Source organism: Bradyrhizobium sp. CCBAU 11434 (assembly GCF_028128895.1).
Taxonomy (GTDB): Bacteria; Pseudomonadota; Alphaproteobacteria; order Rhizobiales; family Xanthobacteraceae; genus Bradyrhizobium; species Bradyrhizobium zhengyangense.
The window spans coordinates 66,483-81,503 of the sequence record NZ_LBJX01000088.1 but is presented as its reverse complement, the minus strand read 5'-3'; the positions used below and the strand labels follow the sequence as shown (position 1 = coordinate 81,503).

Here is a 15,021-nt window from a genome sequence, read left to right as displayed (position 1 = left end):
AAGGAGAACTTGATGAACCGGACAGCACTCGTAGCCCTGTTTCTCGCTGTGGGCCTCGGCCAGGCAAGCGCCCAGGACGCCGCCGCGGGCGAAAAGGCCTTCGTCGTATGCAAGGCCTGTCACCAGGTCGGCGACACCGCGAAGAACGCCGTCGGCCCTGTGTTGAACGGCCTGATCGGACGGAAGGCCGGATCGGTCGAGGGCTACAACTATTCCGACGCCAACAAGAAGTCCGGCATCACCTGGGACGAGGCGACCTTCAGCGAGTACATCAAGGACCCGAAGGCGAAGATCCCGGGGACCAAGATGGCGTTCGCTGGCATCAAGGATGAGCAGGAGATCAAGGACCTGATCGCGTACCTGCACACGTTCGACAAGGCGCCGGTGAAGCTCACCCAGTAACGTTGCGCCCGTCTCCAGCAAAGCTAGTGAGGATGCACATGAGCGAAAATTGGTTACCTTCCTTGAAGACCGACACACCTCAGGCCGGCTTCGAACTTGCGGTCAAGCTATCGCGGATGGCGGTGAAGATGACGCAGCCGTCGGACGAAGTCCGGACCCGCCTTCGGACGGCGTACGAGCAGGACGCAGAGCAATTGATCGCGACATCCCATGTCGTCGCGGTCCACTTCCAGACGGTCGCCGCCGCGAACAATTGGTGGCGCTAACGGGAGCGCGCGGAGCACATGAGCTTGCACGTCCCAAGGGAGCTCCGCGGCCAAACGGAGCTCCCTTGGCAAGCCGTGCGTTCACGAAAGCAGGAAAGGAAACGAAATGGCCGTGCATCATGCCGGTTCGGGAGAAGCCGTCGACCTTCGGCCCCTTGGAGCAAAGCTACACGACGCACGCACGACCGCGATCGTGAAGACCGACACGTTTGAAGCCGTACGCCTGATTGTTCCGGCCGGGCGCGAAATCGCGTCCCACCGGGTGGACGGGGAGATCACCCTCTTCTGTATAGAAGGTTGCGTGCGCCTTGGTCTTTCCGACACGGAATTGGAGCTCTCCGCGGGCGAATGGCTCTACCTCGATGGAGGAGCAGCGCACTCGGTCACGGGAATCAAAGACGCCTCCCTGCTGCTCACGATCCACTTCCAGTCGAAATGACAGCGAGCGGCAGCTTGGGTCCGGCCGTTCGCTTTAGACGGCCTTTCCGGACGCTACTGCTCGACGAACCGGTCCGTGGCGGAGAGCGTATTACCGGCCTCATCCCGAGCCGTGAACACGACGTCCTTCTGCTCGGCGTCCGCCGCCGTCAAGGTGACGCGCAAGGACTCTGAGGCATCGGCGGCGACCTCGGTGGGAGCGACACCATCGCTGCCCACGATGGAGAGCCTCGCCTCGATGCCGGCGACGGACAGCGTGTAGCGATGAGGACTCGAGGACTTGTTGAGGAGCTTCACCGTGTAAGCATTGCGCAGGGAACCGTCCGACAGGCGAACGGCGACGGGATCGCGATCGTGTTGGACAGACAGGCTCGCGGTGCTCTTCGTCGCGAACGCAACGCCGATCGTTCCAGCAAGTGCAAGGGAGACCGCCGCAAGGCCGAGCGTCTTCGGCCGCAGCAGACGGTTGCGAGGAGGCTCCTGGCTGCGCCCGCGTTCGATGTTGGCCCAGCTTTCGTAATCGATCAGACCCCGCGGGCGCCCGAGCTTCGCCATCACGCCGTCGCATGCATCGACGCAGAGGCCGCAATTGATGCACGCGAAATTCGGACCTTCCCGGATGTCGATACCGATCGGACAGACCGCCACGCACTGGCCGCAGTCCACGCAATCGCCTGCCGTCTCACCCCGCAGGCGCAATTCGGCGGCCTTCTTTGCGGAGGTCCGCTGCTCGCCGCGGTAGTCGCGATAATTGACGGTATAGGCCTCGGGATCCCAGATCGCGCCCTGCAGGCGCGGCCAGGGACACATGAAGGTGCAGACTTGCTCGCGCGCAAAACCCGCAAGCCCATACGTCGTGCCCGTAAACACCGCAATCCAGGTCAAGACGTTGGCCGACAGATTGCCGACGGCCAAGCCGCGCAGCAGGTCGGGCGCGTCGGTGAAGTAGAAGATCAGCGTGCCGCCCGTCATCAGCGAGATCAAAAGCCACGCCGCGTGCTTGGCGGCGGTCTGGGCAACCCGCTTGGGCGTGAGGGGTGCTCCGATGTTCTTCAGACGCTGGCGCCTGTCGCCTTCGATCAGGCGCTCGACGAGCAGGAACAGATCGGTCCAGACCGTCTGCGGACATGCGAAGCCGCACCACAGACGCCCCGCCAGCGCGTTGGTAAGGATCAGGATCGTCGAGGCGAGCACCAGGAGGCCCGTGACCAGATAGAGATCCTGAGGCCATAACTCGACGAAGAACGCGTAAAGGCGCCCGTTGACGAAGTCGAGCAACACGGCCTGGTCGGGCGCGTTCGGTCCGCGATCCCAGCGCACGAATGGAGTGACGTAGTAGATCGCCAGGGTCAGCAGCAAGATGGCCCATTTGATCCTTCGGATGGGGCCTTTGACGGCCTGCGGCACGACGGGCAAGCCGGCTGCAGCAGCTGCCTTGGCCCGCGTCCTCGCATGATCGATCTCGATAGTGATGGCCATTGCGCGCCGTCAATTCACTGCAGCAAAGCCAAGCGAGGCCCGAACGGACGGCTCGATGAGGTCAGGGGTCCAGGCCGGTTCGAAGGTCATCGCGACGTCGACGAAAGCGACCCCTGGAACGGTGGATGCCGCCGCCTGCACGCCTTCCTTCAGGAAGGACGTCGCGGGACACCCCGGCGTCGTCGCCGTCATCGTGATGCGGACTGCGCCATCTAGGACTGCGATGTCGTAGACGAAACCGAGATCGACGATGTTCTCGCCCAGTTCGGGATCGATCACGACGCGTAGCGCGCCGCGGATGTCCTCGACCAACCGGTCCATCATGATGGCGCCCTCACGGTCAGCTCGTAGGTGGCGCCGTCAGGCCGAAAACCACCGAGCCAGCGAAAGCCTCGCTTCTCAAGCTGAGGAAACAGGAACACCGGCTCTCGCCGCAGGAGAGATGACAGCGTCTCGCCGGGCCCGAGCTTTTCCGCCGCTGCGAGGATCCTGACCATAGGCTCGGGTGGATCGAGGTCGCGGTTGTCGAGTTCAACGACAGGTTCGGGCCAGGGGTCGAACGGCGAATTGATCGCAGCCATCGGTGTGGCTTCCGGCTTGGCTCCGACCGGCGTGAACAACACCTCCCATTCGCCGCCTTCGAGTTCGCTTGCCGAATGAGCGAAGCCCTTGTCCGCCATGACGCTGAACAAAGGAACTGGCTTGAACGGCGCGTAGAGGCGGAGACCCTGCCCTTGTTGCAGACGACCGACCGCAGCCATGATGACCGAGAACGGCTCGCCTCCGGCACGCAGGATCGGACGGGCATCGACATCCAAATAACAGGTCATTGCGATCTCCTCAGGTTTTGGCGAACAGCAGGTGCGGCGCGACGGCGCCCGCCGGCAGGCGCAACGGCGAGGCGACGTCTTCCAGACGCCGGATTCGAATGATTTCGTGGATGATCCCGACGACGCCGATCATCATCGCGGCCGCTGCCGTCCGGAATGCGCCTGGCTCTGCCGCCAGCAAAGCAAGCGTCCCGATCCAGACGGAGACGTAGTAGATCACGAACCACTTGCTCGCCCTGTTTTCCGCGACGAGGTCCTGGACGCGGGGCGTCGGCACGCGTCCCATCACGGGTCCGTAGGTCTCGAGCCAGGTGAGAAATGCGACGATCTTGTAGAGCTTGGCCAGGACCAGCCCCGACAACCAGCCGAACGCGACCAGAAAGGCAAAGGCGCCCAGATGCAGCGGCAGCGTTCGCGTCGAAACGAGCGCTATTCCCAGCAGCGCCGTTGCCGCCAGACTCGCGAATGACAGCGTCGCCATCCGCATGTTGAGCTCGAGTTGACGCCGCTTGCGGCTGCGGAAGATGCCGGCAAGATCCCGCCCGTAGAGAGCGGCGCAAGCCAGGCCAAAAAGCGCGGCGGTGAAGAGCACAATGTTCAGCCCCAGTTCGAAGCCGATCGCTGCGGCTCCCCCGACGACAGTCGCCGCGACCGCAAGCGCGCCAGCGGCGAGCGTGAGGCGGCTCTTCCGGTCCTCGACGTCAGGCGCCAGCATGAACATCGAAAGCAAGCGGTAGCTGACGCCCATGGCCGTCAACGTCAGCCAGCCGCCGAGCCCGGCGATCGCATGCAGCGGGATGCCGCGCGCCAGGACAGCATCACCGATCCGCCCTGCCCAGCCGGCCAATGCGAACGCGAACACCGCGCCGAATGCGGCTGTTGCGCAAAGAGAGGCCAGGCCAACCAGGACGAATCGCGCCGGTCCTGCCGGCCGCCTCCAAGCCGTCAAGGCGAGATCAACCACGACGAGGCCGAAGCCGCCGACCAGCAGCAGAGCCCCGAGCGGCAGCAACCATGGTGCGGAAGGCAGGCGGGCGCCCAAAGCCAGGAACCCGGCGAGCAGCGAGACCAGTCCCGCCGTTAGCAACGCCAGGGCCGGCAGGGCCCATCGTTCGGAGAAGAGAGGCTGTGCCACCAGGACAGGCACGAATTGGAAGAGCGCTCCGCACATCGCGACGCTCAGCCAACCGATGCAGACCACGTGCACCAAAACGAGCGTGTCCGGCGCGGCCAAATCAGCTGCAGGGTGTCCGATGCCCGCGACCATCAGAGCGAGCGCGGCCAGCAGCCAGGTCAGCGCCGCCGCGAAGTAAGTCATCGTCCATCGCGAAATGCTGCCGCCGATCATGATCGTTGTCGTTTCCTCATCCCTTCCCGCCGCGGAACAGACCGGGTTAGGTCTCGATAGGTTGTGGGTTTTGCCGGATGTCTTCTGACCGATGATCGGCAGCCTACCGGAGCTACCGTCGAGAACGTTGCGGTGTCGCAAAGAAACCGAGATCTCGCGGCGCAATAAGGTTCAAGAACCTATCGGGGCACGACATATGCGAGTTTTCCAAAGGCTACGGCAGCACATGCGAGTTCCAACCCAATTGCTCGATCCTATCGCCCCATACGCCGACGCCTTCCCACGTCATTGCGGTTCACTTGACGGATTCTGCCGCGAACAACTCACGACACTGAGGAGGAGGAACCCCACTCCCCGCTCGGCGATTCAACCAGTCATGGGGGCGATTAAGGGTGCAGCCATGCGAGGCCTCAGTACCGGTCAAGTCATTCTCCTGGTCGTTTTGGGCGCCGTATTGATCCTCACAGCCGTGTGGGGGGCCTCCGTCTGGGGCGCAAGCGCTGGCGTCGAGATGGGTAAGCACGGGTGGATCGCTCTGGGGCTTGGAACCTTCTTTTCGCTCCTCATCGGTTGCGGACTCATGGCGCTGATGTTCTTCAGTAGCCGCTCCGGCCACGACGATGCCGCGGATCCGTTCCGGCAGCGTGAGCGTCGCGATCCGTGATCCCCGGCGTTGTGGCGCCACCCTGAGTACCTTTGAGCAGCCTCCGGAAATCATCTCCTGGGCAAGTGACCCAGTCCGCCAAGGAATAGAAACGTTAGCGTCAGTCCTACGGCTGAGGCGCGTCCACCTCGTCCAACGCCCCTCGAGAGAGCGCCCTTCTCTGGCGGTGGTTTTGACCTCGTCCGTAAGCCGACGCCCCGCTCGTCGACCCCAGTGGCCATTCCTCGCCTTTCGACCGCCGGCGAGGCTCCAGCCACTATGGTCCATTCTCAGTCCGGTAACCGAGCGCGGAGAGAGGCGTTTGCGGCGATGAAGCTCGCCGCGGAAGCCGATGGAGCCGAACGGCAGAAATGGATCAACGCCGCGTTGGCGTGGATCGAACTCACTCGCCTGCGGCCGCCGTTCCGCCGCAAGTCGAGAGAAGAGACGGCCTAGCCGGTCTCGGAGAGGTACTCCGGACAGGAGTCGCCGATCGAATCTAAAACATCGCGGATCTCGGCGACAGCCTCTTCCGGAGAGAAGCCGCTCGACGGACCCTGACCTGCGATGTCGAAGGCCCGCTCGCGAGCGTGCGGGTCGCCACGGTCCTGCATCCACCCATGCTCCCGCACTCGCGGATGGCGCGGCTTCCTGCAACACCGAGATCGCCCACCCGCGCAGCGTCCGGATCGCGGGCCGTCTTTCCTTGAACATCAGCATCGAAATAGCTCCGTGGCCTTCGACGAATCCTTGTCGGCCGCCGTGCGTTCCGCGCTGCTACCGCAGCCCACGGATTCGAAATCACCGGGCTGTGTTTTTCCACGAGTTCCCCGCTGCGCCGACTTCGGGTGTGTTTCCTCCGACGAGGCCCCTTCCGGAAAGAGGTCAGCGCCTGTGACGCGCAGGCTCGAAGGTCACTTCAGAGAAGCCCGAGCTTTTTCAGTTCTCCGGCGAGCGCCTGCTCGGCGGCTTGGTACAGCGCCTTCTTGCGCTTCCCGGCCTGCTTCCTGTCCTCCCCGAGCTTCCACAATGCCTTTACGATGTCGGGGTTGAGCTGGAGGTAAAACTTGATGGCTTCCTCGACGATCACGTAACCCGGCTCGGGTTCGTCGATCACGCGTTTCTTGAATGCCGACAGGATGTCGGGAAACAAGTAGATCGTCGTGGCTTTGCGCTTCTCTTCGGCATCGCCCTGCGGGTTCTCGGCGTCCTTCTCGGATTTCTTAGGGCTCATAATCGGTCTCCTTTCGCTTCGGATACCAGTAAGCGTGCGAACGCGACAGGTGAGAACATCGAAATCCCGAGAATTCTTGATGTTTGAACATCTAGACGTTTTAATTGACTTAGTGGGTCCGCTCTGATAGACGCCCCGCCCCACTCGGCAGCCGAGAGCGCCCGCTTGGTCGCTCAGGGAGATCGACGAGCCCATGAACTTCAAACCGCTTCCGTCAGTTGCAACTTCCGCCGGGCCGATGATCCGTTGCCCGAAATGCAGCCACGAGATGAGACTAACGGACTCGCTCGCTGCTCCCATCGTAGAGCGCCTGAAGGCGGATTTCGCCACAAGGTTGGAAGAACTTGACAGTCAGCTCGCGCGCGAACGCGATAACGCCCGAAGCGAAGCCGCCAAGACGGCTGAGGCTCGGCGGGACCTCGAAAGCGAGCTAATCCGACGACTGGCAGCGGAACGTGCGAGGATCGCCGCGGAGGAGGCCGGCAAGGCGCACGAAACGGTCGCGAGCGAGCTCGCCCAGCGCGAACAGGAACTCGAAGACCTCCGTGATCACGTACGGAGGAGCGACGCCCGCCTCGCCGAGGCCCATCGCGCCCAGGCAGCGACGCTTAGGATGCAGCGCGAGCTCGACGCCGAACGAGCCCAACTTGAGCTGACCGTCGAACAAAGGGTGAGGACATCTCTCGATGCCATCCGTGCGCACGCTCGCCGAGATGCGGAAGAAGCCGCCCGCCTACTAATCGTCGAGCGCGACGGCACCATCGCCTCAATGCGGCGCACGATCGACGAACTGCGGCGCCAGGCCGAACAGGGTAGCCAGCGTCGGCAAGGCCAGGCGCTGGAGATCGAGCTTGAGCAGGAGCTCAAGGCCAAATTCCCCGCCGACATCGTCGAGCCGATCCACAACGGCCAGCCAGGGGCCGACATCGTCCAGCAGGTCAACGGCGCCGTCGGCGAAGCCGCGGGACGCGTGGTTTGGGAGCTCAAGCGGACCAAGGCCTGGAACGCCGCCTGGCTTGGAAAACTGCGCGACGACCAGCGCCGCTGCGGCGCGGACGTCGCCGTCATCGTCTCGCAGGCCCTGCCCGAGCGTATCGAGCATTTCGATCAGATCGACGGCGTCTGGGTCGTCTCACCGCGCTGCGCCATCCCGGTCGGCATTGCGCTGCGCCACGGGTTGCTGGAGGTGAATCGCGCTCGGTCGGTCCGCGCCGGCGAGGCCTCGAAGGCCGAGCAGCTCTATCGGCATCTCACGAGCCCTGCCTTCCGCCGTACCGTGGAGGCTTTGGTGGAAAAGTTCGACGACATGCGCGCCGACCTCGAGCGTGAACGCAAGTTCCTGCTCCGGCAATTCGCCAAGCGCGAGACGTTGATCGGGACCTGCGTCGAGCTCACGGTCGGCATGGTCGGGGACCTGCAGGCGATCGCGGGTGCGGGCCTGGCGCCGTTGCTGCTCGAAGCGGAGGACGAGGCGGTCCGGCCGACCGACAGCGAAAGCGATGGCTCGACCATCACCTGAATAAATCTAGGCATCTAGATATCTAGATATTGACTCGGAGGCAGCGGTTTGGTATGAAGATGGCGACGGGACAATCAGAAAGGATGCAGGCGACATGGCCGGCAAGTTCGATCGCGACCAGTTCCAGAGCGGCAACAACACCCGGGTCGGCGCGCAGCCGAGCTTCCGCGGTCCCCGCCTCCACGGGCTCAAGTGCTTCGGGTGGTTCGGGACGGCGCTCGGCGATCACCGTCCCCGCCAGCGCGTTACGTTGACGCGCAGCTTCCACGCGCCGCGGCGGGATTACTGACCGCCGACGAAGTGCTCGCCTGCGACGACCGCACTCGGGCGGCGCAAACGGGCGGAGACGTCGGCGGAGCCCTCGCGAGCCGGGCCCCCTGGCCGCGCCCGCGGGGCGATCTACGCAATGAAATCGGTCGGCCCGCCTCCTGTCGTAGCCGAACCACTACCTCAAAAGCAGAGGAGATTCGAATGACCAACGACGAAACGGACAACGCCGCCGGCGCTCCCTCCGCAAGCTCCACGTTCAATCTTCGAAGGGCTCCTGGTCTTCATGTTCACGATCCGCCGCCACCCGCGGCCAAACGTCGTCGTTTCTCCCAAGGCTAAAGGCGCCCTCCCCGCGCACGGGCCGCTCGCGCGGGACCTCGCCATCCAAGCCGTCCTCGATCCGAGCGTCCACGCCGTCGAGTACCGCCACCGGGTCGTCCATGGCGGTCAGGTCGTCGATGCGCGCTCCCTCGTCGTCGACAAGCCGGGCGGCCGATTCCTCCTCGATCTCACGGGCGAGCATCGATCGCGCGGCGCGCTCGAGACCCGGATTCTCGAGGCCGGACTCGAACGCGATGGTATCCGACGCATCGAGGTCGCCGCCGACACTGTGCGCCGCGAACCGCGCCGCGGAAACGCAAGGGCCGTTTGGGCGCGCCGAGACTTTCCCGTGCCCCACCGCATTCGGTCGCGCCTCCTCGACGCGCTGACCGAACACGGTCCTCTGACCATCGCAGAACTGGAGAACGAGGTCGCGTCGTCCGTCGACGTCGAGGCATCGGTCTACCGGCTGATCTGCGACAATCTCATTGAGATCGACCTCGACGCCGCGCCGCTCGGCGCCGCCACGATGGTCCGGATCCGCCGATAAGGAGTGCTCGTCATGACCACGACGACGAGGCCCGCGGATCTCCTCGCGCGGCGCTATCTCGAGCGGCTGTCGGCGAAGCGGGGCGGGTCTCCGCATTCCGACGACGGGTTCTCGCTCGATCTGACTGCGTCGGCCGTCGATGATCCAGCAAATCCGTCCCGGCCCGCCGCCGTGCGGCCGGACGTGGCGCTCGCCGCGCTGCTGTTCGCGCGCGCGATCGAAAACACCTCGGGACTGGCAGCAGCGCTGCGTGGCGGTAGGTCGGTCATCGTGGTCGGCACGCGCGACCCGCAGCTGGTAGCGCCGGCGTTGGAGGTGCTGGAAACCTGCGTCTTCGATCCCCCCACTAAGATCCGGGCCGAGGGGGATTTCCTCGCCGATATTTCCGGCGGCGTTGTCTTGTTCGGCCGCAACGGTCGCAAGAAAGGTCACAGCCCCGACAGCGGCAATGAGAGGGTGGCCGACTTGGTGCACGGCGGCGCGACCCTCATCGGAATAGCGCCCGAGCCGCGGAGCCACCTGCCGCGCGATTTGATCCGCATTTGCGATTTCGAGCTCACGTTGCCGCACGCGGACGCCTCGGCGCTCGCGTTCGTCATCGAAGCGGTCACGGGGCAGACCGCAAACATCGAAGAGGCGATCGCCGGACAGATCGAGCTCGGCGATCTGCCCCTCGCGATCCGCCCCGGAACGACCGCGACGGCCAGCGTCGAACGGTTGCGAAGGTTGGTAGCCGACAAGAACGCGTTGACCCGTGAGGTGCCGCGCCTGGAGACGCTGCATGGCTTCGGCGGTGCGATGATCTGGGCGCGGAATTTCGTCACCGATCTCCGGCAGCTGAGGTCCACGGGGCGGGTCGACTGGTGGCAGTTGATGGGGAGTACTTCGCTACTCCTGTCGGGCCCGCCCGGCACGGGCAAAACCACGTTCTGTCAGGCCGTCGCGGCCTCGGCGGGCATCGCCATCGTGCAGACCTCGGTCGCGGAATGGTTCAGCCATCCCTACCTGAGCGGCACATTGAACGCAATCAAAGATTGTATCGCCCGCGCGAAGAAGTGCGCGCCGAGCCTGCTCTTCGTCGACGAGGCGTCGGGTCTCGGCGACCGCGCCCGATTGGTCAACGCCGATTACGGACCCTTCTACAGCCAGGTGATTGCGTTGGTCCTCGAATCCTTGACGGAATTGAGGGTGCATCCTGTCGCCGTGATCTTCGCCTGCAACGACCGGGATCATCTCGACCCCGCGATCCGGCGCGCGGGACGTCTGGATACCGCGGTCGAGCTCGCCCTGCCCGATTTCCGCAGCCTCGTGCAAATCTTCGAATCCTATCTTGGCCGCGATGTTCTGACGCAAGCCGAATTGACCTCGGCGGCCTCGCTCGCAGTCGGACGGACCGGCGCCGACGTCCAGGCCTGGGTCAAGCGCGCGCGCGCGACCGCCAGACGTGCGGGCCGCGCGGTATGTCTGGTCGACGTCACCGACGAGATAAAGGCCGTAAGGCCGCCCTTGCCGCGGTGGCTGCGCCGTAACTGCGCGGTTCACGAGAGCGGCCACCTCGTCGTCGGCGTGGCGCTGCGGATGTTCGAGCCCCGGAATCTGTCGATCACGGACGAGGGCGGCATGGCGAGCGTCGAAACGGGGTACGCGCCGCAGACGCTCGCCGAGATCGAAAACTCGATCGTCGCGGCTCTCGGCGGCAGGGCGGCCGAGGTCGTGCTCCTCGGCGAGAAAATGGCGACCGCCGGCGCGGGCGTCGACGACGAACGCCGGCGGAGCGATCTGTCGCTCGCCACGGACGCCGCGCTAAACATCGAGCTGGCCTACGGCATGGGCGAGATGGGGCTGATGCGCTTCTCCGATCGGTCAGCCACGGCGATGATGCACGATCCCAGGATCGCGCGGCTCGTTCGCGATCGTCTGGATCGTTGCTTCGGGCGCGCGAAGAAGCTCGTCGCCGCCAACGCAGGCGCAATCCGCGCCTTGGCCGTAGAGCTCGAAGCCGCGGGCTATCTCGACAACGCAGCGATTGCAGCAGTCCTCGAAAAACATCAGATCGAAGGAGATGTCTGAACGTGATCCTCGTGAAGATTAACTGCTCCCGGGCGTCGTCGGTCGAGTGTTTTGAGCCTCGTAGAAACAGCGATGAAGGAAGACCAATCATTTCTTGCGCAAAGGATCGAGATCCAGACCGTGATTGTAGCTAAGGCCTTTAATCGGCTGACGCAAAAAGTCTAACAAAACTCTGGATTACCGACGCAAAGCTATACCGGAGGCATGATGAAAACGATCAATGCGAAAGACCGGCCGAAGGAACTGAAAAGGCGCGCTCTTGTTCGTGCACTGGCCTGGATGATGGCGGACCGCTTCGTCGATCAGCGCAGACGTGCCTGGCAGGAAGCGTTTCACGCTGCGATCGACGCACAGCGCGAATAGACAACTGCACCCCGGCGAAGATTAGCGTACCAATGATGAAATTAGGCAGACGTGACACTGCTTTCGAGGTCCCTCGGCCTATGGGAGACTTCCCTCACACTCACATCGAAGCGTTTGCATAGACCTCGGCCAAGGATAAGTTGATATCGAGATCAGGAAAGGCGATCACTCCGTCGTCGACAAGTCGTCTCGCCGTCCACTTTCCATCGCGCTTCTCCCAGTGCGCCACCAGGCGGCGATCCGTGCAGACCAACAGGATATGTCTCAGTCCACGCACGCAGCGAAACCGTTGCACTTGCGTGGTGCTTAGTGAAAATCGTTCGTAAAATGTTCGCTGAGCGACAATGATGGGGGCAATCATCGTAGCGCCGACGGCGCTACCACGGAAACCCGCGCACAGATCAGGCATGAGAACTTTGTGGTCGGGGGCTCGTACTCGCGTTCCCTTCAGTCGAATATCGAGAGATTTTTGGCACGCCGAGAGGCCTTCCGCAGCTTTGGCAAAAATACCTTTGGTGTTTTGGGCACCCCGCCTCACCGCCTCTAATGTTTTCTGTCTGTCTCGATTGACGGAAGCGCCCCAAGCGTTGAGATCTTCGACAGGAAGGCCGATCAACATTTCGGGGAACGCCTTACGCCACCTGGCGACCATCTGGTCCCAAACGCCGCTTGCTCCCAAAATCTTCGCTTCGCGCCTGAAATCGCTCCCCTTTTGCCAGGGAGGCGGCATTTTGTGCCAAGCCGCTCCGGACCTAAGCTTGATCAACACTCCATTGACCAATGTGCGCGGGTCTATCGTCTCTCGAAAGTAGCGCGGCCGGAAAAGCTCGGGTGTAATCAGGTCCCTGACGGCCTCAAATTGAGGCGTCGTGACATTAGCCGTGCCGTCTTGTGCCAGCTTCGCAGCAATCATTTGGCCGTTGCCGAACAAGCAGGATTGGCCATTCAATTTCCCACTCGGTCGAAATTTGTCCAGATCGAGTCCCGCCGGCCATTTGGAATCGGCCGCGCTCAGGATCCGAACCATCTCGGCCATCGCACCGACCCTTACGAAGCGAACGATAAGTGCTTCTAGCTCAAGGGGATCGCCAAAGATGGTTGGCAAGCGCTCATGCTCGATCCCCGTCCGGAACTTGAAGATAGCAGCATCTGCGACACGCCTCGTCGGCATCATCGCGGAGACCCTATTGTAACGGACGTTCATGTCCGGAAGATGGTCTTTCAGTAGCTCCCATTGAGCATCGGTCAACGCGTATTCGGCCGATGCTGCGAGAGCTTCGAGCGCGGCTGCTGATTTGGCGTTGGCGCGAAACGCTTGCGTTCCGCGAACCTCTGTTCGGTCGATGACCCAATCCTGTTCGGTCGTCTGATGCGCGCCGGAGACATAGCCATCCACGTCGAGAAAAACCTCGATCTCTGCTCGGCCGGCCAGCACGGTCTCGCGCCGGATAACGACCTTAGGGACCAGAGCGCTAATGATCGTCGTGACCGCAGCATGATCGTCGCCTTGAGGTCGGAACGGAAGCTGTTTTTCGACGATTTCGTAGGCTGCCGCGATCGACGTGAGATTGTTGTCGATGGCGACCGCATTAACGGAAATAACCGGCAACCTAGCAATCTCGATTTTCTTTCGCTTGAGATCGTCCTCCAGCGACTCTACCTTGGCGCGCACGCGATCCGGATCAAAGCCGCTCTTTATTGCGTCTCTGAGGGTTCGGTTGATCTGATGGTCTAACTCGTCGTGCTCGGCTTGCAAGCGGTTTCGATTGAGATTGTCTCGAGCCGCGCGTGCGTCTACACGCTCCAGAAAGTCGGCTTTGAAGTCGTCGTCTTTGCAGAGCGAAAGCGCATGCTTCCGGATGCTCGACACCACGACACGTTGGACGTCTTCGATCGGGATTGCGCTTTGACCAATTCGGCACAAGCAAGCCCCGCGGCTGATCCCTAGCGAACACTGATAAGACGGCGTGGCATCGTTGTGCCAGCAAAAGATAAAAGACTGATTGTCCGGTCGACCCGGACAGTCGCAAACCGGATTCCGGAAAGGATCTGGAATGGGCGCTGTGCGGACCCTGACGGTGCCACGACGGTTCTGGCTTCGCGCCATGGCCACCGCAAGGAAATCTTCCTCTTCTATGATTGCGTAATCCGAATTGTATCCGACGATCCATTCGGACGCCTGACGTTTGGTTCGTCCTCTAACGTCTTTCGTCCTCACACTGAAGTCGCCGGGTATCAAAGGCGCTTCCTCGTCGACTACCCGCTTCGATTCCTGATCGGTCACCCGATAATTGATAACTCCGATGTAGATCAAGTTCGAACGGATCGCGGCGACTTGCGCTGCTGTCCATTGCGTGCTGCCGTTGGGAGAGATGAATCCTTCGAGCTCGAGTTGATTGGCCGTTTCGCGATCGGTATTTGTTTTTGCGAGCTCGAACAGCCTTTCGACCGCCGGAGCTTTCTGTTCACAGATGACAGGGAATCCGGGTCGCGTTCCCTTTTTGAACGCGAACGGCTTTTTTCCCGGAATGCCTCCTTCGCGGACGAGATTGTAGACGCCGTCGCTCATGGATTCCCAGCGACGGCTCTGGTCAGCTTCGGCTCGCTTCGCCTCGTCGACAAATTCCTGGCGACTGACGGCACGATCTAAATTCCAAATATGAAGGCGGACGCCAAACGCCTCCAAGGTTTCTCCGATTCGGGTTGCGTCCCACGTATGACGGGACAGTCGGTCGAAAGCCTCGATGACGATATCGCTGACCTTCTTCTTCATGACCAATTCCATCATGGTCATGGCGTCCGGTCGATCCCTTAGGCGCCTACCGCTGTATCCCTTATCGGCGAGGATCTGAATATTATGGTCGGGGAGCTTATGTTTTTTGATGTATCCGCAGCACCTATCCTTCTGGCGTTCGATGCTCCGCAACTTCTGTTCGAGAGTCGAGAAGCGGGCGTAGATGATGGTAAGTTTTGTTTCCGGCAACTTTTGCCAAATACCGCCTGCCTCGTTTGCTTCAGCTAGTAGCTTTCGCTGCTCCTTCCCAAACTTGGGCAAGCGCGTGCTGGACTGAGGACCCGGCTCTGACACCGTCCGGGAGCTGGCGTGCATCGTGCGCTTCAAGCAACAGGTTCCACGTGTAAAACAGACCTGTTTAATTAGACGTATTCATCTGAATGTCAATGCCTGGCTAACCTCAAGGCTTTTCAGCAGGTTGAATAGGGGTCCGCCTCGTGCGCGCGATCACGAATGGTGGGGCCTGAGATTCCATGCTGAAGGTCGACAGCATG

At 62.3% G+C, this 15,021-nt stretch carries 17 protein-coding genes and 1 pseudogene; 10 read left to right on the top strand and 8 right to left on the bottom strand.

Translation table 11 applies throughout. The features are described from left to right. Nucleotides 1-12 precede the first annotated feature (12 nt). From XI06_RS20850 to XI06_RS20840, 3 genes are all read left to right on the top strand, one after another. Entirely contained in the window at nt 13-402 is a 390-nt protein-coding gene (locus XI06_RS20850; RefSeq protein ID WP_271606332.1) for a c-type cytochrome, read from the top strand. 38 nt (nt 403-440) lie between these two features. Continuing rightward, entirely contained in the window at nt 441-668 is a 228-nt protein-coding gene (locus XI06_RS20845; protein WP_028133488.1) for a hexameric tyrosine-coordinated heme protein, read from the top strand. A gap of 106 nt (nt 669-774) precedes the next feature. After that, nucleotides 775-1,107 (top strand): cupin, encoded by a 333-nt coding sequence (locus XI06_RS20840; RefSeq protein ID WP_271606331.1) that lies wholly within the window; start codon nt 775-777, stop codon nt 1,105-1,107. Between the two features lie 53 nt (nt 1,108-1,160). On the opposite strand, the gene ccoG is transcribed toward XI06_RS20840, so the two are convergent. Genes ccoG through XI06_RS20820 form a run of 4 tightly spaced genes read right to left on the bottom strand, consistent with a single transcriptional unit; the run spans nt 1,161 to nt 4,763 of the window. After that, on the bottom strand, nt 1,161-2,585 hold the full coding sequence (ccoG, locus tag XI06_RS20835; protein WP_271606330.1) for a cytochrome c oxidase accessory protein CcoG: 1,425 nt from the start codon (nt 2,583-2,585) through the stop codon (nt 1,161-1,163). A 9-nt stretch (nt 2,586-2,594) separates the two neighbouring features. Continuing rightward, entirely contained in the window at nt 2,595-2,909 is a 315-nt protein-coding gene (locus XI06_RS20830) for a metal-sulfur cluster assembly factor (RefSeq protein WP_271606329.1), read from the bottom strand. Beyond that, entirely contained in the window at nt 2,906-3,415 is a 510-nt protein-coding gene (locus tag XI06_RS20825) for a DUF2249 domain-containing protein (RefSeq protein ID WP_271606328.1), read from the bottom strand. Before XI06_RS20825 ends, XI06_RS20830 begins: the two co-directional genes overlap by 4 nt. A 10-nt stretch (nt 3,416-3,425) precedes the next feature. Continuing rightward, nucleotides 3,426-4,763 carry a hypothetical protein gene (locus XI06_RS20820; protein ID WP_271606327.1) on the bottom strand — a complete coding sequence of 446 codons (1,338 nt, stop codon included), beginning with the start codon at nt 4,761-4,763 and terminating at the stop codon, nt 3,426-3,428. Nucleotides 4,764-5,163: 400 nt separating this feature from the next. Between XI06_RS20820 and XI06_RS20815 the strand changes: the two genes are divergently transcribed. Next, entirely contained in the window at nt 5,164-5,427 is a 264-nt protein-coding gene (locus XI06_RS20815) for a hypothetical protein (RefSeq protein ID WP_271606326.1), read from the top strand. Nucleotides 5,428-5,736: 309 nt separating this feature from the next. Then, a complete protein-coding gene (locus XI06_RS20810; RefSeq protein WP_271606325.1) occupies nt 5,737-5,862 on the top strand; it encodes a hypothetical protein in 126 nt (41 codons plus the stop codon). Here XI06_RS20810 and XI06_RS43920 read toward each other — a convergent pair. The 3 genes and pseudogenes from XI06_RS43920 to XI06_RS20795 form a co-directional block, all read right to left on the bottom strand. Beyond that, nucleotides 5,859-6,126 (bottom strand): annotated as a pseudogene (locus XI06_RS43920) (hypothetical protein). The gene XI06_RS20810 and the pseudogene XI06_RS43920 sit on opposite strands and share 4 nt — an antisense overlap. A 199-nt stretch (nt 6,127-6,325) precedes the next feature. Next, the gene (locus XI06_RS20800) at nt 6,326-6,640 is read right to left on the bottom strand and encodes a hypothetical protein (protein ID WP_271606324.1); all 315 of its coding nucleotides are present in this window, start codon (nt 6,638-6,640) and stop codon (nt 6,326-6,328) included. 430 nt (nt 6,641-7,070) lie between these two features. Then, entirely contained in the window at nt 7,071-7,307 is a 237-nt protein-coding gene (locus tag XI06_RS20795; protein ID WP_271606323.1) for a hypothetical protein, read from the bottom strand. 3 nt (nt 7,308-7,310) lie between these two features. Here XI06_RS20795 and XI06_RS20790 point away from each other — a divergent pair, with 3 nt between their 5' ends. The 5 genes from XI06_RS20790 (at nt 7,311) to XI06_RS20770 (ending at nt 11,733) form a co-directional block, all read left to right on the top strand. Beyond that, nucleotides 7,311-8,159, top strand: coding sequence for a DUF2130 domain-containing protein (locus XI06_RS20790; protein WP_271606322.1), 849 nt, complete (start codon nt 7,311-7,313; stop codon nt 8,157-8,159). 94 nt (nt 8,160-8,253) lie between these two features. Next, nucleotides 8,254-8,448 (top strand): hypothetical protein, encoded by a 195-nt coding sequence (locus XI06_RS20785; protein WP_271606321.1) that lies wholly within the window; start codon nt 8,254-8,256, stop codon nt 8,446-8,448. A 264-nt stretch (nt 8,449-8,712) separates the two neighbouring features. Then, complete coding sequence (locus tag XI06_RS20780) at nt 8,713-9,300, top strand: hypothetical protein (RefSeq protein ID WP_271606320.1); 588 nt, start codon at nt 8,713-8,715, stop codon at nt 9,298-9,300. Nucleotides 9,301-9,483: 183 nt separating this feature from the next. Further along, nucleotides 9,484-11,370, top strand: coding sequence for an AAA family ATPase (locus XI06_RS20775; RefSeq protein ID WP_271606319.1), 1,887 nt, complete (start codon nt 9,484-9,486; stop codon nt 11,368-11,370). Nucleotides 11,371-11,574: 204 nt separating this feature from the next. Beyond that, complete coding sequence (locus XI06_RS20770; protein WP_271606318.1) at nt 11,575-11,733, top strand: hypothetical protein; 159 nt, start codon at nt 11,575-11,577, stop codon at nt 11,731-11,733. A 100-nt stretch (nt 11,734-11,833) separates the two neighbouring features. Here the strand turns inward: XI06_RS20770 and XI06_RS20765 are convergent, their stop codons facing one another. Beyond that, nucleotides 11,834-14,854: a recombinase family protein gene (locus XI06_RS20765; RefSeq protein WP_271606317.1), complete on the bottom strand. Its 3,021-nt coding sequence runs from the start codon at nt 14,852-14,854 to the stop codon at nt 11,834-11,836. Nucleotides 14,855-15,021 lie beyond the last annotated feature (167 nt).

Coding starts and splice junctions, on each gene's coding strand:
- XI06_RS20850 (WP_271606332.1), top strand. CDS start 13: ATGAACCGGACAGCACTCGTAGCCCTGTTTCTCGCTGTGGGCCTCGGC.
- XI06_RS20845 (WP_028133488.1), top strand. CDS start 441: ATGAGCGAAAATTGGTTACCTTCCTTGAAGACCGACACACCTCAGGCC.
- XI06_RS20840 (WP_271606331.1), top strand. CDS start 775: ATGGCCGTGCATCATGCCGGTTCGGGAGAAGCCGTCGACCTTCGGCCC.
- ccoG (WP_271606330.1), bottom strand. CDS start 2,585: ATGGCCATCACTATCGAGATCGATCATGCGAGGACGCGGGCCAAGGCA.
- XI06_RS20830 (WP_271606329.1), bottom strand. CDS start 2,909: ATGATGGACCGGTTGGTCGAGGACATCCGCGGCGCGCTACGCGTCGTG.
- XI06_RS20825 (WP_271606328.1), bottom strand. CDS start 3,415: ATGACCTGTTATTTGGATGTCGATGCCCGTCCGATCCTGCGTGCCGGA.
- XI06_RS20820 (WP_271606327.1), bottom strand. CDS start 4,763: ATGATCGGCGGCAGCATTTCGCGATGGACGATGACTTACTTCGCGGCG.
- XI06_RS20815 (WP_271606326.1), top strand. CDS start 5,164: ATGCGAGGCCTCAGTACCGGTCAAGTCATTCTCCTGGTCGTTTTGGGC.
- XI06_RS20810 (WP_271606325.1), top strand. CDS start 5,737: ATGAAGCTCGCCGCGGAAGCCGATGGAGCCGAACGGCAGAAATGGATC.
- XI06_RS20800 (WP_271606324.1), bottom strand. CDS start 6,640: ATGAGCCCTAAGAAATCCGAGAAGGACGCCGAGAACCCGCAGGGCGAT.
- XI06_RS20785 (WP_271606321.1), top strand. CDS start 8,254: ATGGCCGGCAAGTTCGATCGCGACCAGTTCCAGAGCGGCAACAACACC.
- XI06_RS20780 (WP_271606320.1), top strand. CDS start 8,713: ATGTTCACGATCCGCCGCCACCCGCGGCCAAACGTCGTCGTTTCTCCC.
- XI06_RS20770 (WP_271606318.1), top strand. CDS start 11,575: ATGATGAAAACGATCAATGCGAAAGACCGGCCGAAGGAACTGAAAAGG.